An 18,132-nucleotide genomic window follows, 5' to 3' on the forward strand; every position below is an offset into this window, starting at 1 on the left:
TCGACCCTAACGAGGGGGCTTCGCGCTATGTGTCGCGGCGGCGGAAGAGGAGGTCGTGGACGGTATGTCCCTTGTCCAGGCCCTGGCCCTCGAAGCGGGTGAGGGGGCGGAAGTCCGGACGCGGCGCGAAGCCCTGGTGGAGGTTCTCCAGCGTCGGCTCGGCGGACAGCACCTCCAGCATCTGCTCGGCGTACGGCTCCCAGTCGGTCGCACAGTGGACCTGGGCACCGGGCGCGAGCCGGGTGGTCGCCAGGGCGATGAACTCCGGCTGGACGAGGCGGCGCTTGTGGTGGCGCTTCTTCGGCCAGGGGTCGGGGAAATAGACGCGCAGACCGGCGAGGGAGGCGGGGGCCAGCATCTCGCGCAGCAGGATGATCGCGTCACCGTTGGCCACCCGGATGTTGGACAGACCGTTCTGCTCTGCGAGACGGAGCAGATTGCCCTGCCCGGGGGTGTGCACATCGCAGGCGAGGATTCCGGTGTCCGGGTCGGCGGCGGCCATCTGGGCCGTGGCCTCCCCCATGCCGAAGCCGATCTCCAGGACGACCGGCCGCCCCTCGAAGAAGGCATCGAGATCGATACGGGAGAGCCCGTCGATGTCCAGGCCCCACGTCCCCCACCGGCGGCGCAGCGCATCGGCCTGGCCGGGCGAGACCCGGCTGCGGCGCGGCTGGAACGAGCGGATCCGCCGCTCGTGATGGGACCCCGCGGGGTCGGCCGCGGGCCCCGTCCCGTCGGGGAACATCGGCTCCCCGCGCCGGGGTGCGGCGGCCGAGACCGCGGTGGCCCCGAGGTCGGGTGCTTCCTGCGCGGCGGGGGCCCCGGGAGCGGCTTCCGGAGCGTCTGATTCCGCAGCGGCGGGGGCGTGAGTGGTGGGGTTCTCGGACACAGTGCGTCCGATTCTACGGGGGCGGAGAGAGGCGGCGGAGGGGCCGGCGGCGAACCCAGACTTCCCAGGCGATGGCGGGGCGGAAGGGGGGAAATCCCCGGTGGAATCGGGGTTGGCGCGGTGTGTAGTGGCGCGCATACGATGCGGGGTCGACGTGGCAAAACCAAACCGGGGGACTGTTCATCGTGTCGCAGGGTGGCCAGGGAAGCGCCGAGTATCCACAGGGGCCGCCTCCGGCGGGTCAGGGAGCCGCGGGAATGCCGCCCGCCGGCTACCCCGCTCCGGGCCAGGCCGCACCGGGGCACCCCGCTCCGGGCCAGGCCGCACCCGGCCACCCCGCTCCGCCCCCGCCCGTCCCGCCACAGGGGCAGCAGCCCGGCCCGTACATGGGAGGGCCCGGGTATCAGCCGCAGGGACAGCCCGGACCGGGACAGCCCGGACCGGGTGGCGCGCCCTTTCCGCCACCCGTAGGCCAGCCGCAGGGGCCGCCTCCGCAGGGCTACGCGGGTGGCCAGCAGCCGCCGTACCCGCAGCAGGGTCAGGCACCTGGGCAGTTCCCGGGGCAGCCGCCGTTTCCCGGGGGGCCCACGGCGGCGCCGTTCCCGGGCGGGCCGGGGCAGCCCCCCGGCCCGGGGCGCAGCGGGGTTCCCGTGCCGCTCATCCTGGCCATCGTGATGGTCGTGCTGATCGGCGCCGGGGTCGGCGGGTACTTCCTCTTCACGGCGGACGACTCCGCCACCCCGGCCGCGAGCCGGCCCGCGAATGCCATGCAGCGGCTGTGGGAGGCACCGTCGCCCGCGTCCGAGCGCGAGGGGCAGGGCGAGAACAACCTGCGCTCGATGTGGTTCAACAACGACGACATCGTCTACGGGGACGGCCAGGGCGTCCGGGCCTACAACCGCAAGACCGGCAAGAAGCAGTGGACGGTCAAGACGCCCAAGGGCGCGGGCGAGGTCTGCGCCATGTCCAAGAGCGCGAGCGACGACGGCGTCGGCGCCGTGGTCTTCGACGCGGGCGGCGACGACTGCTCCTTCCTCTCCGTGATCGACACGGACACCGGGCGCACGCTCTGGTCGAAGAACCTCAAGGGCGGCGGGAGCACCGAGGACAGCCCGCAAATGGTGGTGAACTCCAAGGTCGTCGCCGTCGCGATCGGGCAGACGTACGCCGGTTTCACCATCACCGGAGGTGCGAAGGTCTGGGAGCTGACCGCGCGTGGCCACGACTGCACCACCACGGTGGGGCTGAGCCCGCAGTACCGGGCCGTGGGGAGTGACTGCTCCGACGCGAAGCCGAAGAAGCAACTGGCCCTCCAGGACCTGGAGTACAGCGGCATCCACTCGACGGTCACGGGCGACGGCCGGGCGGTCGGGCAGATCCTGTCCGACCGGCCGCTGACGATCCGCATGAGTGAAGAAGCCAACGTGATCGACGCCGAGGGCACCCTTTCCACCTACACCGAGGAAGGGAAGCCGGCCAAGACGTTCAAGCTCTCGGATGAGCTGAAGGACCTGAGCCTCGAGCCCCGCGACACCTTCGTCGACGAGGACGAGCAGGTCCTGATCTCCGGCTACGGCTCGGGTGGCATCGCCGCCGTGGACCTGAAGACCGGCGAACTGCTGTGGAAGAAGCGCTCCTCGGCGTCCGCCGCTCTGGACACCGACGGGCTGATCGCGGTGACCGACGCGCCGGACACCGGCACCCCCGGCCAGGACCCGGTGCTGGTCTCGATCGGTGTGCGTGACGGCAAGGAAAAGGTGCTGGGCACGGTCTACGACCCGAAGCACGCCCTGGGCTCCCCGGACCTCATGTCGCTGGCCTGGGACGGACACACCAACACGCTCTTCATCCAGGGCGAGGGCCTCAGCCACGACAAGTCCAGCATTCAGGCGTTCAAGGCACCGGTCAGCTGACGGCCCCTGACACGCGGGCGCTCCCGGCTCCCGGCCGCTCCGTTCTCCCGGTTTCCGGGACGAGCGGAAGGCCGGGAGCCGGTCGCGTTACGGGCTTCACACCCCGACTATCCCCAGCACCTTCCGTGCCACCTCGCGCCCGATGGGCAGGGAAGCCGTCGCGGCCGGGGACGGGGCGTTGAGGACGTGGATCATGCCCGGGGAGTCGGCGAAGAGGAAGTCGTCGACGAGGGTGCCGTCGGGGAGGACGGCCTGGGCGCGGACGCCAGCCGGGGAGGGGCGCAGATCCTCCTCGCGGGCGGCCGGGAGCAGGCGGCGGACCGCGTCGGTGAAGGCGCGCCGGGACAGCGAACGGTGCAGCTCGCCGGCGCCGTAGCGCCAGTGGCGGCGGGCTATCCGCCAGGAGCCCGGGTAGGCGAGGGTGCCGGCCAGCTCGGCGGGGTGGAGGGTGCGCCAGTCGTAGCCCTCGCGGGCCAGGGCGGGGACGGCGTTCGGGCCGATGTGCACGGCGCCGTCGATGCCGCGGGTCAGATGCACACCGAGGAAGGGGAAGGCCGGGTCGGGGACCGGGTAGACCAGGCCGCGGACCAGGGAGGCGCGGTCCGGGGCGAGGGTGAAGTACTCGCCGCGGAACGGGACGATCCGCATGCCCGGGGCGTCGCCGGCCAGCCGGGCGATCCGGTCGCTGTGCAGACCGGCGCAGTTGACCAGGGCGCGGGCGCGGTGGACCGTGCCGTCGGACGTACGGACCGCCACCCGGCCGGGGCGGCGGCCGATGGCCGTCACCTCGGAGCCGTACCGGATGCGGGCGCCGGCGTCCTGGGCGAGGTGGGCGAAGCGGCGGGCGACGGCGCCGAAGTCGCAGACGCCGGTCGTGCCGACATGGATGGCGGCCAGGCCGCGCACCTCGGGTTCGTACTCGGCTATCTGGGCGGGGCCCAGCTCGCGCACCGGCAGGCCGTGCTCCCGGCCGCGCTGGATGAGGCCGTGCAGCCGCGGCAGCTCACTGCGGTCGGTGGCGACGATCAGCTTGCCGGTGACCTCGTGCGGGATCTCGTGCTCGGTGCAGAACTTGACCATCTCGGCCGAGCCCTGGAGGGCGAAGCGGGCCTTGAGCGAACCGGGCGGGTAATAGATGCCGCTGTGGATCACGCCGCTGTTGCGCCCGGTCTGATGGCGGGCCGGGCCGGACTCCTTCTCCAGGACGACCACCCGCGTGCCGGGCGCGGCACGCGTGATCGCGTACGCCGTAGAGAGTCCGACGATGCCGGCACCGATCACCAGCACCTCGCAGTCGTACGCCGCCACTGCACCTCCCCAACCGCATGACCGCAGGCCGGCCCGTCGCCACAGACCTGCGCATCATCGCCGACGACGTATCCCATCATGACGGCCGGCACTGACAATGCCGATCGGACGGCTCCCGAGGGGCATGATCCCGGCCGGGCCGGGAGCGGCCCGTCTGGCCGGGCGAGCCGCTCCGAGCCGGTTCCGGAGCCGGTCCCAAGCCGGCTCCGTGCCGCTCCATCCCGCCCGGCCAGGCCGCCAAGCCGCGACCCGGCCGCCAAGCCGCCCCGACAAGCCGCTAAGCCGGCGCCGCCAGCAGCGGTCTCGCCCGCTCCCGCAGCTCGACCACCCGGGGCTCGTCGCCGTACGGCTCCAGGCGGTGCAGCAGATCGCGGACGTACTCGGTGGTGCGGGCGGAGGAGATCCGTCCGGCCACCTCGACCGCGCGGGTGCCCGCCGCGCAGGCCGCGTCCAGATTGCCGGACTCCAGTTCGGCGACCGCGGACACCACGAGGCGCAGCCCGTGGGAGCGGACGAATTCCTCGGTGGGCCGGGACAGCGCCTGCTCGGTGAAGCGGCGGACCTGACGGGGCAGCCGCAGATCGCGGTAGCACTCGGCGGCGTCGGCGGCGAAGCGCTCGTACGAGTAGAAGTCCAGCCACGAGGGGTCGGGGTCGCCGCCGCGGGAGCGCTCCAGCCAGCCCTCGGAGGCCTTCAGCGCCACCTCACAGGCGCGCGCCTCGCCGGCCTTGGCCTGCGCCCGCGCCTCGACCAGCCGGAAGAAGCTCATGGTCCGGGCCGTGGCCAGTCCCCGGTTGCGTTCCAGGGCGGCCTGGGCGAGGTCGACGCCCTCGTCGGCGAAGCCGCGGTAGGTCGCCTGGAGGGACATCGAGGCCAGGACATAGCCGCCCAACGGGACATCGGCGGCCGCGCGGGCGAGCCGCAGCGCCTGGATGTAGTAGCGCTGCGCGGCCTCCTGCTGGCCCGTGTCGAAGGCCATCCACCCCGCGAGCCGGGTGAGTTCGGAGGTCGCGCCGAACAACGCACGGCCCACTTCGTCGCTGTACGAGGCGAGAAGTAACGGGGCCGCGTCCACCCGGAGGCACTCCGGCACCATGGATGAACGCCAGTCACCGCCCCCGTACTTGGAGTCCCAGCGGCGCGCGTCCTCGGCCGCCTCCCGCAGTTTGCTGACGTCGCTGTGGCCGACGTGCTGCGGAATCCCGGCGTCACCGGCCGCCGCGGCGTCCTTGTCCCGGGCCTCGGCCGCCTCCCGCGCCACCGAACTGTCGGCCGGGGATATCAGCCAGCGCGAGGCAGGGGTGGCGTACGCGCTGACGGCGAAGGATCCGGCCAGGCTCTGCCAGATGCCGCCCCCGCCGGCCCGCCGTCCGGCCAGATCGAGACGGTAGAGCTCGGTCGCGGACCGCACCGCGGCGCCCACATCGCGGGGAAATGCCAGACCGACCTCGGGTGCCGGGTCCGCGTCGGCCAGCCCGATCTCGTGCAGCGGGACCGGCCGGCCGAGCTTGCTGCCGATCGCCGACGCGATCAAATGGGGCGCGGCGCCTTGGGGCACCATGCCCTTGGAGACCCAGCGCGCCACCGACGTCTTGTCATAACGAAGCGTCAGTCCGCGCTGCGCACCGAGGTCGTTGACCCGGCGCGCCAGTCCGGCATTGCTGATACCCGCGAGGGCGAGAACGGTGCCAAGCTTTTCGTTCGGCCCGCGTATATCCCTGGACATGCGCACCCCTCGACACAGCGACGGCCGCCCCGGTACCCCGGGGCATGCGTCCACCCAGAGTAGTTCGCCGGATCCCGACCGTTAAGAGTCGGTGTCCCGGATGGCGAGATTCGTGTTCAAACAGGGGTGCGGGAATTGGCATGTGCTCCGGGTACGTGTGCCCGTGCGCCCGTCCGTGCGCGCTGGCCGCCCGCTTTCGTGGGCGCTTCCATGTCTTCTGCGTGGGTCGGCCCGCTGCACTGGATCCAGTGGGCTGGGGGATACCGTCACCTCATTCCCCGCGGGTGACGGTCCGGTCCGGGGGGCGCAGCCCGCCTCCCGGGCCGTCGCGAGAACCGGGCGCCGGCCCGTTGGGGCGACGGTTGACATCGCGCCCGAAGGTGTCAACTGGGCTGAATGGAACGGAGTTTGGCCGAAAGTCGACGGGTGATGATTTCACGCCGCCGCACGCACGGAGCCGCCTCGGGGGCCACACGGGGGGCCTTCCGGGGCCGATGGCGGCGGAGTGCCCGCGCCCGGCGTACGGGAGTGCCGCCGGGCCGGTCGCGCGGCCCTCCCGCCGGCACTCCGCCGCGTCCGCCGGTCCACTCCCGGCCCGCTCCCACGGTGCGTCCGTGCCCCTCTCCGGGCCCGCCGACGGCCCGTCTTACCCGTGCGCCCGGCGAACTGCCCGTATACAGGCCCGCTCCACCACCTCTCCCGCGCCACTGTCATGGCAGCATGGTCCGCACAACAGCTCGGGACGGCCGGGCGATCCGCTGACGGGGCGGCCGTTGGCCCCGGCGCACGGGGAATCGGGTGGAGGCGGCCATGCGCTGGTTGGTGGGGTGGAGCAGTGCCGCCACGGGGCCGGCCGGCGACGAGAGCCCCGCAGTCCTCCCCGTAGGCGCCCAACTCCTCTGGGACGGCCCCGATCCCCTCTGGGCGGTCGGCGACTGGCGGCCGGACGAGGTCCGGGTCGTCCAGGCGGACCCCGGGACCCGGCTCGCGGTCTTCGGCGTCTGCGGCGCCACCGACGACCAGCTGAAGGTGGGCCTGTTCGCGGCGCGCGGCGGCGCACTGCGGCATCTCACGGCCTGGCCCGGCAGTTACACCGCCGTCGTCCAGGTTGGGCGGCGGATCACCGTCACCGGCGACCTGGCCGGCGCCCGCCCCGTTTTCCACACCCCCTGGGCCGGTGGCACCGCCTACGCCACCGCCGCCCTCCCGCTCGCCGACCTCGTCGAGGCCGGCCTCGACATCGGCCACCTCGCCGCGCTGCTGGCCTGCCCGGACCTCCCCGAGGCGCTCGGGGCCGGCACACCGTACGAAGGCGTCCGCCGGATCCCGCCCGGCCACGCCCTGGTACTGCGCGGCGGCGCCGGCGACATCACCTCCTTCGAACCGACCGCCTCGCTCGCCGTCGCCGCGCCCCAACTCGCCCCGGAACAGGCGGTGGAGGGCGTCCGCGACGCTCTGGTCGAGGCCGTCCGCGCCCGGCTGGCCGGACCCCGGCACGCCCCCGATCCGGACGGGCGCGACGGCCTCGACCCCGGCCCGGTGCCCGGCATGGGCCCCGCCGAGCGGCGCGCGGCGCGCGGTGCCCCGGCTCCCGGCATCGGCGCCGACCTCTCCGGAGGGAGCGCCTCCGCAACCCTCGCCCTGCTGGCCGCCGGTCTCCCCGGCCGGCCAGGAAGGCTCAACGGCCACGGCGAACGCCTCCTGGCCGTCACCTTCAACGACCGTGCCACCCATGACGGACAGACCGGCCACGACGCCGAGTTGGAGCGCGCCCGCACCCTCGCCGACAATCCACGGCTGCACCACGTCGTCGTCGCGGCCGGCGAAGAGGCCCTCCCGTATGCGGACCTCGGCAGCGGTCCGCTCACGGACGAGCCGGGGCCCTCCCTCACCACCGCGGGCCGCCACCGCCGACGGCTGCTGGCCGGCAGCGCGGACCACTTCGTCGGACACGGCGCCCGCCAGGTCCTCGACGCCCACCCGGCTCGGCTCGCCGACCTCCTCATGGACCGCCGCCGACGCCATCTGCTGCGCCCGGTCACCGCGCTGGCCAAAGCGGACGGCGCCCTGGCGCATTCCGTCCTCGTGCCCTTCACCGTCTACCGCGCGGCCCGCAAGCTCGCCCGTATGCCGTACGCGGCTGGTATCGCCGACACGGCGCGCCGCCTCCTGGAGCGGCAATTCGCCGACGAGCCGGTGGCCGGCGGCGCCGTGGACGCCTCACTGGCCGCGCTCGCCTGGTGCCGGCCGGGGCCCGCGGCGCGCTGGCTCACGGGGGAGGCGCTGGCTGAAGTATCGGTTCGGCTGAGCGACGCGGCGCACCGCTCGCCCGCCGTGGGCCGGCCCGGCGAGCGCCGCGCCCGTGCCGCGCTGGCCCGCCAGGCCGCCGACCACCGCGTCTTCGAGCAGGCCGCCGAGGTCCGCAACCAGCGGCTGCACGCCCCGTTCCTCGACAACCAGGTGGTGCTCGCCTGCCGAGCCCTGCCGGACACCCTGCGGGTACAGCCGGGGGCCCGGGCCGCGGTGCTGCGCTCCGTACTGGCCGGAGCCGGCGTCCGGGACCTGCCGCCCGGATGGGGCGCCCCCTCGCAGCTCAGCCACGCGGCCGCGGTACGCGCCGGGCTGCGCGGCGCCGTCGGCGACCTGGTGCGGCTCTTCGACACCCCGCTGCTGGCCGACGCGGGGCTGGTGGAGGCGCGGGTGGTCCGCAAGGCACTGCGGTCGGCGGCCGAGGGCGCGCCGCTGCCGCTGGACGGACTGGCCGAACTCGTCTCCACGGAGCTGTGGTTGCGGCGGCTGGTGGCCCGGCGCGGGACGTGCTGGACGGGGGCCGGGGCACCGCGCCAGAAGGCGGTCGCGGGCGGCGTGGTGCCACGGGCGCGGCTGGGCTGAGAGCACGGGCGCGGCTGGGCTGAGCGGGGCGACGGGGGCACGGGGCCGGCCGGGTGACCCGGCCCGCCACCCGCGGTGCCCGACGTGCCCGCCGGCGCCTCAGCGGCACATGATCGTGGACTGCGCCCAGTCCGCCAGCGCGACCGCACCCACGGGGTTCGCCGGATCGGTCACCAGCCGCAGCGTCTGACGGCCCGTCAGCGAGACATGCACCGGTACGGCCCGCTCCCCGCCGCGTACCGCCCCCGACTGCCACAGCGGCACATCGTCCGCATAGACGGAGAAGCGGACCGCGGCCGGCCCCGCACTGAGGTCGTCCACGCCCGCCACGGCGTCAAAGGCGGTGCACCGGCGGTTGAGGTCGATGGTCACCGAGGACCGCCCGTGCACGCTCACCCCGTGCGCATACGTGGTCCCGGCGATCTGCGGTGACTGCCGCTGCCACAGCCAGCTGCTCGCCAGGGTGCGCACCGCCGGCCCGCTGCCGTCGCCCATGAAGTCGAAGGGGAGCGCATTGACCCGGTAGGCGGCCGGGGCGGGCAGCGGCGGCTTCGGGGTGGGCTTCGGCGGGGTGGGCCGGTGGCTCGGCGTCGATGGCGGGGTGGGCGGGGCCGGCGTCGAGGGCGAGGTGGGCGGGGCCGGCGTCGAGGGCAAGGTGGGCGCGCGCGTCGGCTCCGGTGTAGTCGCCTTCGGTGGGGTCGCCTTCGGGGTGGGCGTCGGCCGCGGGCCCCGCGTCCGGTCCGGGGCCGGCTGCTGCGCCGTGGCCTTCGGCGCGGGGGCGGCGCCGCCCGCCGGTGGCAGCCCGGGGTGCGACGAGCGGGGCGCCGGCCGCTGGGGTGCGGACGCGGCCGGCCGCGGCGCCTGGGCCCGCGCTTCCGGCTCCGGCGCCGGCTTCGGCGAAGCGGTCAGCGCCAGCGACAGCGTCGCGCCCGCCACCACCGCCGCCGCCCCGGCCCCGATCCCGGCCTTGACCGCCCCGCTCAGCCCCTTGCCGACGGCGTTACCGGCGCCTCCCGTCGTACCGGAACCGCCGCTCCCGGTGGCCGCGGCCGCACCGGCCGCCACCCCCGCGCCACCCGCCACCGCCGTCTTGACGGCGTACCCGGCGGCGCACCAGCCGAGGAACGCGACCGGCAGCAGCGCACCGATGTGCTGATTGACGTCCGCGACCTCCAGCGCGGCCAGCCGGCACCGGGGACAGGTCTCCAGGTGCCGGCGCAGCCCCCGTTCGGCCCGCATCCGCAGCCCGCCGCGGGCATAGGCGCCGAGCCGGTCGGCATACCGGGCGCAGTCGCCGCCGTCGGTCAGCGACTGGCTGACATGCGCCTGGAGATACGCCTGCTTGAGGCCCTCGCGGGCGCGGTGCGCCAATACGGCGGTGGCGTTCGCGGTCAGCCCGAGCAGCGGGGCGACCTCGCTCGGCGACTCGTCCTCGACCGTGGTGTGCCACAGCACCGTCTGATAGCGCTCCGGCAGACTGCGGAACGCCCGTACGGCCATCGACCGCTCGGCCTCCTGCATGGCCCGCACATCCGCGCCCAGGTCCAGGGTGGCGTCGTCCTCCGGCGCACCGTCCGAGGACACCGCGAACACCGCGAAGTCCTCCACCAGTTGCTCCCGCCGCGCGGTCTGCGCCCAGGAGGCGGCCACCCGGCGGACGGTCGTCAGCAGATAGGCGCGCACCGCGGACTCCGGGCCCGCCCCGCCGCGCACCGCCTGGAGCGTGCGGGCGAAGACCTCGCCGGTCAGATCCTCCGCGGTGTGCGCGTCCCGGCAGCAGCTGCGGGCGTAGCGCCGGACCGCGTCGGCGTGCCGGCGGTACATCTCCTCGTACGCGCTGTCGTCGCCGGCCCGCAGGTCGGAGAGCAACTGGGCGTCGGACGGCGGGAGTTCGCGGTCCTCTGAGCCGGTGGCCGGGCCCGCGTCGCGGGGCTCCCGCTGCGGCGGCACACCGGGCCCCGCGTCCGCCGGGACCTCCGCGCCCTCGTGCCGCCCGGCCGGGGGAGTCGCCCCCAACGGACCGCCCTGGCCGGGGACCTGCCCGGACCGCGGCGCTTCCCGCTCGCCCACCCCGGCGTCGCCGTCGCGCCGCCCGTCCCGCCCGTCAACACCCATTGCCGAGGCTCCCGAAGCCGCTGTCCCAACGGAATACCGCGTAAGCGTGCCACACCGGATCCCGGCGGTCGCGGGGCCTGGCGGCCCGCCACCCGTCCGGGGTGCACACGCAAACGACCGCACGGGCGTTCACCCGTACGGGCCATGCCGCGCAGACGGCCGATACCGTGCGCGGACCTCGTACGGGTCCTGTCGTGCGTGGTGACCGGACGGCGTGCGGACAGGCGCCGCCGCGATCCGCGGACGGCACCGTTCCGCGGTCCGGCGCCGCCCGGTGGACCCCACGGTCGGGCCCACCCGGACGGCGTCGGCCGCCGGTCCTCAGCCGGCCGGGCGCGAGCGCAGCCCCTCCAGCAGAATCTCCAGCAGCCGCGCGGACGCGGCCTGCTGCTGCCCGGGATCGGGCAGCGTCGGCGCTCCCGTGGCGATCACTAAAAGGATGTCCGAGACCGTCACATCGGCGCGCAGCTCCCCGGCCGCCCTGGCACGCTCCACGAGCCGCCCGACGACCTCCAGCAGCGCGTCGGCCCCGGCGGTCTCCTCGGCGGTGGTGGCGGCCGGCGCGGCCTCGGCCGGCCGGAGCTCCGCGGACGCCCCGTCCGCGCCGGGCGCCGTGCGCTGCTGCGGTACCCGCGCCTCGCTCAGGCCGTCCGGCATCCGGGGCCCGTCCGCGGCCTCCGCCGCCGGACCCCCGGCCCGGCCGGCCGCGCTCGCCCGCAGAATGCCCGGCGGCAGCAGCCGTCCGGCACCCGAGGCGACCGACGTCCGCAGGAAGCGGGACAGCGCCGACCACGGGTCGTCCTCCTGGCCCAGCGCCGTATGCGCCTGCTCCGTCAGCCGCGAGGTCTCCTCCTCGGCTATCCGGCGGACCAGTACGTCCTTGCTCGGGAACCGGCGGTAGACCGTGCCGACTCCGACGCGGGCCCGCCGCGCCACGTCCTCCATGGGAGCGCCGTACCCCAGCTCGCCGAACACCTCGCGTGCGGCCCGCAGTACGTGCTCCAGATTGCGCTGGGCGTCCACCCGAAGCGGAGTGCTCCGGCCGCCCGTCCCCGTGCCGGCACCGTTGGTCACCGCGGTGCCGTTGCTCTGGGGTCTGTTGTGCTCGCTACCGCTCCCGGCGCCGTCGGAGGCATGAGCCACAGCGACGGTGGCCGACCATTGAGAGCCCTGAATGTGCATATTGATCCCCCGGTAATGACGTCTCCCCCCGGAGACTCCCCGCCCTGACAGTCGGGGCGTACCGACGAGAGGGTGCACCCCAACGAGATACGAACATAGTTGAGCTCGGGTCAAGAATGAAGGGGGCGTTCCGCACAATGCGCCCCCCGATCGGCCCAAGGTGCCTGATCCGCCCCGATTACGCCCCCGCTCTTCCGCCGCCACCCACCCCCTGACCAGCGCACCTCGGCCCGCGCACGCGGAATGCGTGCTTCCGTCCCCAGGGCGGCGCCCGGTCATACATTTCGACGGGCCTGTGGACAAAGGCGCTCCGGGGGTGCGTCATGGAACAGTGCTGTGCTTTCCCGGGGGTGCAGCTCCCGAAGCCGTCCGCGCGCCCGGCCGGCTTGCGGTTCGGTGCTGTCCCGGGGCCTGGTCGACGCCGCGAGGAGAACCTCTGTGAAGACTGTGTCTTCGGAAGACGTGACGCGCATTCTCGTGGTCGGCGGTGGCTACGTGGGGATGTATACCGCCCTGCGATTGCAACGGAAGCTGAAGCAGGAACTGCGGCAGGGCACCGTCGAGGTCCTCGTGGTCGACCCCGAGCCGTATATGACGTACCAGCCGTTTCTGCCCGAGGCCGCGGCCGGTTCGATCTCCCCGCGCCATGTCGTCGTACCGCTGCGCCGGGTGCTGCCGCAGTGCAAGGTCGTCATCGGCGAGGTCACCGCCATCGACCACGACGACCGCCGGGCGACCATCACCACCCTGGCCGCGGAGGAGACCGGCGGCGGCGCCATCGAGGTGGCGTACGACGAACTGGTCCTCGCGCCCGGCTCGGTCTCGCGCGCCCTGCCCGTCCCCGGCCTGGCCGACGTCGGCATCGGTTTCAAGACCGTCGAGGAAGCCATCGGACTGCGCAACCACGTCCTCGGCCAGCTCGACATCGCCTCCTCCACCCGCGACCCCGCCGTCCGCGATGCCGCGCTGACCTTCGTCTTCGTCGGCGGCGGCTACGCGGGCGTGGAGGCGCTGGCCGAACTGGAGGACATGGCCCGCTACGCCGTCCGCTACTACCACAACATCCAGCCGGAGGACATGAAGTGGATCCTGGTCGAGGCGACGAACCGGATCCTGCCCGAAGTGGGCCCGGAGATGGGCCGCTATGCCGTCCGTGAGCTGCGGGCCCGCAATATCGACGTCCGGCTGGAGACCCGGCTGGACTCCTGTGAGAAGCATGTCGCCCAGCTCAGCGACGGCTCCCGCTTCCCGACCCGGACCCTGGTGTGGACCGCGGGCGTCAAACCGCACCCCATCCTGGCCGCGACCAAACTGCCGCTCAACGGCCACGGCCGCCTCCTGTGCACCCCCGCGCTCCAGGTGGACGGCGCCGAACACGCCTGGTCCGCCGGGGACGCCGCCGCGGTCCCCGACCTCACGGCCGCACCGCCGTCCGGCCCCGACGAACCCCGCACCCTGTGCGCCCCCAACGCCCAGCACGCCGTCCGCCAGTCCAAGGTCCTCGCCGAGAACCTCGCGGCGGCGGTGCGCGGCGGCCCGATCGTCGACTACGCGCACAAGTACGCCGGCTCGGTGGCCTCGCTCGGCCTGCACAAGGGCGTCGCGCACATCTACGGGCGCAAGCTGAAGGGCTACCCCGCGTGGTTCATGCACCGCGTCTACCACCTCAGCCGGGTGCCGACCTTCAACCGCAAGGCGCGGGTGCTCGCCGAATGGACCCTCGCGGGCCTGTTCAAACGCGAGATCGTCTCGCTCGGCTCGCTGGAGAACCCGCGCGCCGAGTTCGAACTCGCCGCGGGAACCGGACGGCACAACGAAGCGAGCTGACGCGCCGTACCCCCACAAGAGTTGACCTGCCGTCAGCCCTGGAGGGGCCGGATGTTCCGGAGTGCGGAACTCCACAGCGCCACCCCGGCGTCTGACGGATGTCCGTCCGGTCGGCCACACTGGACGTGTGACCATGGGTGGGCTCGTATCTGCAAAGAGTGACAATCACGAGGATTCTGGACGTTTGCTGCATTCCGCAAAAGGGCGCCGAGAGTGTCCCCAGCCGACCGTCCCCCGGCCCCCTGCCGGGAGATCCCGCCATGCCGACGGCCCGATCCCGCGCGACAACGCGAAGTAAGAGGTACCCCTCCGTGATCTTCACGCGCTGGAGCGCCAAACTCCCCGGCACACAGCGGCGCGCCGCCGCCCGGTCCGACCGCCCCGCGTCCGGCACCCCGGCCGTCCCGCCCACCACGGCCCCGGCCCCGTCCGCCGTGCCCGAGGCAGCCGACGGCGCACCATCCGCCCCGACTGCCGCCACCACCGGCTCGGTCCCCGCGGCCCGCGCCGAACACACCGATCCGGCCCCCACCCAGGACCGCACCCCCGCGACCCTGCCGCCCACCGTCGACGCCCTGTCCGTCCACGACATCCTCGGCACCATCCCGGCCCTGGTCGCCGTCGTCTACGGCCCCGAGCACCGCCTCGCCTATGTGAACGGCGCCTACGCCGCCGTCTTCGGCCCACGCCCGGCCGGCCACACCGCCCGCGAAGCCCTCCCCGAGCTCGACGCCCTCGGCCTGCTCCCGCTGATGGACCAGGTCCTGCGCAGCGGCAAACCGCGCACGGTCAAGTCCCGCAAGGTCCCCGGCGGCGCCGGCGGCGACCGCACCCGCGACGGCTACTACACCTTCACCTGCACCCCGATCGAGGTCGCCGCCAGCGGCCCGGCCCCCGACCCCGAGGTCGCCTGCGTCGCCCCGCACAAGGGCGTCCTGGTCTTCGGCGCCGAGGTCACCGACCAGATCGAGTCCGCCGAACGGCTGCGGGCCAGCGAGGCTCGCCAGCGCGAGGCCGCGGTCACCCTCCAGCGCTCCCTGCTGCCCCAGGAACTGGAGCAGCCCGACGACCTGTGCGTCGCCGCCACCTACCAGCCCGGCGGCACGGACGCCGCGGTCGGCGGCGACTGGTACGACGTCATCACCCTCGGCGCCGGCCGTACGGCCCTGGTCATCGGCGATGTCATGGGCCGCGGGGTGCGCGCCGCCGCCGTCATGGGCCAGCTGCGCACCGCGGTCCGCGCCTACGCCCGCCTCGACCTCCCGCCCCACGAGGTCCTCCAGCTCCTGGACGGCCTGGCCGCCGAGATCGACGCCAGCCAGATCGCCACCTGCGTCTACGCCGTCCACGACCCGAACGAGGGCCGCCTGGTCTACGCCTCGGCCGGCCATCTGCCCATCCTCGTCCGCGACCCCGACGGCACGGTCCGCCGCGCCGCCGAACCGACCGGCCCGCCCCTGGGGACCGGCGGCTGGCTGCACACCTCCGGATCGGTCCCGCTCGGCCCCGGCAGCAGCGCCGTCCTCTACACGGACGGCCTCGTCGAGCGCCGCGACAAGGACATCGACCACGGCGTCGAGGCCCTGGAGCGCGCCTTCGCCGGCGCGGCCGGCGCCCCCGACATCGTCTGCGACCGCCTGCTGCGCTCCCTGGGCATCACGGCCACCCATGACGACGATGTCGCCATCCTCGTCCTCCAGCACCCCGCCCGCACCGGCCATGACGCCGAGCTGTTCCACAACGCCGCCCTCGAACTCCACGGCGGCACCGAAGCGGCCCCGCGCGCCCGCGCCTTCGCCTCCGGCGTCCTCGCCTCCTGGCGCTTCCCGCCCGAGCTGCACGACCTCGGAGTGCTGGCCGCCAGCGAACTGGTCGCCAACTCCCTCCAGCACGGCACCCCGCCGATGCGGCTGCGCCTGCGCCGCACGGACCGCCGGCTGATCGTCGAGGTCACCGACGGCGACGACCATCTCCCGCGCCGCCGCCGCGCCGAACCCGCCGACGAGGCCGGCCGGGGTATCTCCATCGTCGCCACCATTGCCTCGTCCTGGGGCTCCCGCCGCACCCCGGGCGGCGGCAAGGCCGTCTGGTGCGAATTCGCCCTGCCCCGCGGATAGCCGAACGCCGCCGGCCCCGGTCGCAGAGGACCGGGGCCGGCGGCATACAGGAGCGGCACTCTCACGGCACCGGACGCGTGCTCAGGCGCCGCAGGCCACGGCTTCCGCCTCGGCCGGCACCCGCGCCGCCGGCACCGCCGCCACCGCGCGGTGCGGATTGTCCTGCGCCGGCCCCAGCATCCGGCCCAGCCACAGCGACAGCCCGGTGATCCCCAGCGCGCAGAGCACCAGCATCCCGATGTACGCCGCGTACATCCCGTGCCCCACCATCAGCGCACCCACCGCCGGACCAACCGCCAGCGCCAGCTGCTTGACCAGGGCGAACGCCGAGTTGTACTGGCCGATCAGCGAGGACGGCGCCAGATCGGCCACCAGCGGAGCCACCGTCGGCGACAGCATCGACTCACCTATCCCGAACAGCGCATACGTCGAGATCAGCAGCGTCGTCGCCACCATCTGCGCGCCGTGCACCAGCCCGGACACCCCGGCGGCGATCCATGCCACCGTCCAGACCATCCCCACCAGCGCCATCACCCGGCTGCGCCGACGACCCTCGACCAGCTTCAGCACCACGAACTGCGCCACCACGATCGCCGCCGTATTGGCCGCGAGCGCGATGCCCAGGCTCGCCGGCGCGATCCGGGTGACCTCGGTGGCATACGCCGCCAGCCCCGACTCGAACTGCCCGTAGCAGGCGAAGAACAGCACAAAGCCCAGTACGCACAGCCACACCATCCGGCGGTCGGCGAACATCGCCCGCCAGGCACCCTTGGCCCGCTCCTCGGTCGGCACCGGGTCCTCGACCTTCGGCCCCCGCGGCAGCCGTACGGTCGCCACCGCAGCACCGAGCACCAGGAACATCACGGCCTCGATCGCGAACAGCCGCACAAAGCTCGACGCGTGCGTCTCGTCGACGAGCAGCCCGCCGACCAGCCCGCCGACACCCAGTCCCAGGTTGTTCAGGAAGAACTGGGTGGCGAACGCCCGCGACCGGGTCAGCGTCGTCGAGCACCACACGATCATCGTCGCGAGCGCCGGCTGAATGACCGCGATCCCCGCACCGAGCGCGATGGCCGACGCGATGACCAGCGGCTCCGTGGCGGACAGCCCCAGACCCAGGGCACCGACGGCGGCGGAGACCGTACCGGCGATCGCCACCGGCAGCGGTCCGCGCCGGTCGATCGCCCGACCGGTCAGCGGCAGGACGACCAATGCGGCCACCGCCAGCATCGCCAGCACCACACCGGCCGTGCTCGCACCAAGATCCCGCACCTTCGCCACATAGACGTACAGATACGGAACGGTGAAGCCGTTCCCGAACGCACTCAGCGCGTTCCCGAGCTGGATCCGGCGCAACGCGGCGCCCATCGCGGTGGTCACACTCACCTACCTAGGTCAGGTCGTCAGTCGAACAAGGGGAGAACCAGGGAGCCGGACAGACGCCAGGGCGAGACCGGTCCGAGCCCGGACAGTCTCACCCTGAAGACTTCAACTCTAAAGTTCGAAGTTAAAGACTACACGTCGAAGAACTTCAACGCCAATGACTTCCATGCCATACTGCGCCGCATGCCTGAGCCCTCCGATGCGGCCGCCGACGCTGCCGAGCCGAGCCTCGAGGAACAGATCGCCGCCTACCAGCGCGAATTCCAGGACCTCGACCCCCAGGTGGAGCAGGTCGTCTCCGCACTCCAGCGCCTCAACCGACGGATGAACGTCGCCTACGGACGACAGACCTCCACGCTCGGCCTGAGCAACGCCGAATGGGAGGTCCTCAAGGCCCTCGTCGTCTCCGGAGCCCCCTACCAATTGGGCCCCGGCGAACTCGCCAAACGCCTCGGCCTCACGCCGGCGGCCATGACGCATCGCATCGACCGCATGGCGAGCGAGGGCCTGGTCACCCGGGAGCGCGACGAGAACAACCGCGTCCGCGTCATCGTCGAGCTGACCCACGAGGGTCGCGAGAAGTGGCTCGAGGCGATGCGCCTGGCCTCCGTCTTCGAAGAGGACCTCCTCCAGGACCTCTCCGGCGAGGAACGCCAGCTCCTCGGCCAGGTATTGACCCGCCTCCTGCGCCGCGTCGAGGACGCCCAGCCGGACGCCGACGGGCGTCTGAGTGACCTTGACTGACGCGAGTTGACACGGCCTACCCCCATCCGTAGTGTT

General features: G+C 73.7%; 11 protein-coding genes. 5 read left to right on the forward strand and 6 right to left on the reverse strand.

Going from position 1 to position 18,132, the window contains the following annotated elements; genetic code table 11:
- Positions 1-25: 25 nt before the first annotated feature.
- The gene (gene trmB, locus AC3EUV_RS29650; protein WP_432144399.1) at positions 26-889 is read right to left on the reverse strand and encodes a tRNA (guanosine(46)-N7)-methyltransferase TrmB; all 864 of its coding nucleotides are present in this window, start codon (positions 887-889) and stop codon (positions 26-28) included.
- A gap of 650 nt (positions 890-1,539) precedes the next feature.
- On the opposite strand from trmB, the gene AC3EUV_RS29655 reads away from it, so the two are divergent.
- Positions 1,540-2,802, forward strand: coding sequence for an outer membrane protein assembly factor BamB family protein (locus AC3EUV_RS29655; RefSeq protein ID WP_435604262.1), 1,263 nt, complete (start codon positions 1,540-1,542; stop codon positions 2,800-2,802).
- A gap of 96 nt (positions 2,803-2,898) precedes the next feature.
- On the opposite strand, the gene lhgO is transcribed toward AC3EUV_RS29655, so the two are convergent.
- Positions 2,899-4,110 carry an L-2-hydroxyglutarate oxidase gene (gene lhgO, locus AC3EUV_RS29660; RefSeq protein ID WP_435604263.1) on the reverse strand — a complete coding sequence of 404 codons (1,212 nt, stop codon included), beginning with the start codon at positions 4,108-4,110 and terminating at the stop codon, positions 2,899-2,901.
- Positions 4,111-4,387: 277 nt separating this feature from the next.
- Positions 4,388-5,836 (reverse strand): NsdA family TPR-like regulatory protein, encoded by a 1,449-nt coding sequence (locus tag AC3EUV_RS29665; RefSeq protein ID WP_018092687.1) that lies wholly within the window; start codon positions 5,834-5,836, stop codon positions 4,388-4,390.
- An 810-nt stretch (positions 5,837-6,646) separates the two neighbouring features.
- Between AC3EUV_RS29665 and AC3EUV_RS29670 the strand changes: the two genes are divergently transcribed.
- Positions 6,647-8,728 carry an asparagine synthase-related protein gene (locus AC3EUV_RS29670; RefSeq protein WP_435604264.1) on the forward strand — a complete coding sequence of 694 codons (2,082 nt, stop codon included), beginning with the start codon at positions 6,647-6,649 and terminating at the stop codon, positions 8,726-8,728.
- A 99-nt stretch (positions 8,729-8,827) separates the two neighbouring features.
- On the opposite strand, the gene AC3EUV_RS29675 is transcribed toward AC3EUV_RS29670, so the two are convergent.
- Together AC3EUV_RS29675 and AC3EUV_RS29680 are read right to left on the reverse strand one after the other, a co-directional pair.
- Complete coding sequence (locus AC3EUV_RS29675) at positions 8,828-10,843, reverse strand: sigma-70 family RNA polymerase sigma factor (RefSeq protein WP_435604265.1); 2,016 nt, start codon at positions 10,841-10,843, stop codon at positions 8,828-8,830.
- Positions 10,844-11,164: 321 nt separating this feature from the next.
- Positions 11,165-12,025: a TetR/AcrR family transcriptional regulator gene (locus tag AC3EUV_RS29680; protein ID WP_435604266.1), complete on the reverse strand. Its 861-nt coding sequence runs from the start codon at positions 12,023-12,025 to the stop codon at positions 11,165-11,167.
- Between the two features lie 447 nt (positions 12,026-12,472).
- Between AC3EUV_RS29680 and AC3EUV_RS29685 the strand changes: the two genes are divergently transcribed.
- On the forward strand, positions 12,473-13,852 hold the full coding sequence (locus tag AC3EUV_RS29685) for an NAD(P)/FAD-dependent oxidoreductase (RefSeq protein WP_435604271.1): 1,380 nt from the start codon (positions 12,473-12,475) through the stop codon (positions 13,850-13,852).
- 311 nt (positions 13,853-14,163) lie between these two features.
- A complete protein-coding gene (locus AC3EUV_RS29690; RefSeq protein ID WP_435604267.1) occupies positions 14,164-15,969 on the forward strand; it encodes an ATP-binding SpoIIE family protein phosphatase in 1,806 nt (601 codons plus the stop codon).
- An 81-nt stretch (positions 15,970-16,050) separates the two neighbouring features.
- On the opposite strand, the gene AC3EUV_RS29695 is transcribed toward AC3EUV_RS29690, so the two are convergent.
- Positions 16,051-17,349, reverse strand: coding sequence for an MFS transporter (locus AC3EUV_RS29695; RefSeq protein WP_432144414.1), 1,299 nt, complete (start codon positions 17,347-17,349; stop codon positions 16,051-16,053).
- A gap of 186 nt (positions 17,350-17,535) precedes the next feature.
- Between AC3EUV_RS29695 and AC3EUV_RS29700 the strand changes: the two genes are divergently transcribed.
- Positions 17,536-18,096 carry a MarR family winged helix-turn-helix transcriptional regulator gene (locus AC3EUV_RS29700; RefSeq protein WP_398827958.1) on the forward strand — a complete coding sequence of 187 codons (561 nt, stop codon included), beginning with the start codon at positions 17,536-17,538 and terminating at the stop codon, positions 18,094-18,096.
- Positions 18,097-18,132 lie beyond the last annotated feature (36 nt).

It is taken from the genome of Streptomyces sp. bgisy130 (assembly GCF_057708345.1).

What these genes read in the sequence shown, in the direction of transcription:
- AC3EUV_RS29665 (WP_018092687.1), bottom strand. Translation starts at nt 5,836, where the DNA reads ATGTCCAGGGATATACGCGGGCCGAACGAAAAGCTTGGCACCGTTCTC.
- AC3EUV_RS29670 (WP_435604264.1), top strand. Translation starts at nt 6,647, where the DNA reads ATGCGCTGGTTGGTGGGGTGGAGCAGTGCCGCCACGGGGCCGGCCGGC.
- AC3EUV_RS29675 (WP_435604265.1), bottom strand. Translation starts at nt 10,843, where the DNA reads ATGGGTGTTGACGGGCGGGACGGGCGGCGCGACGGCGACGCCGGGGTG.
- AC3EUV_RS29680 (WP_435604266.1), bottom strand. Translation starts at nt 12,025, where the DNA reads ATGCACATTCAGGGCTCTCAATGGTCGGCCACCGTCGCTGTGGCTCAT.
- AC3EUV_RS29700 (WP_398827958.1), top strand. Translation starts at nt 17,536, where the DNA reads ATGCCTGAGCCCTCCGATGCGGCCGCCGACGCTGCCGAGCCGAGCCTC.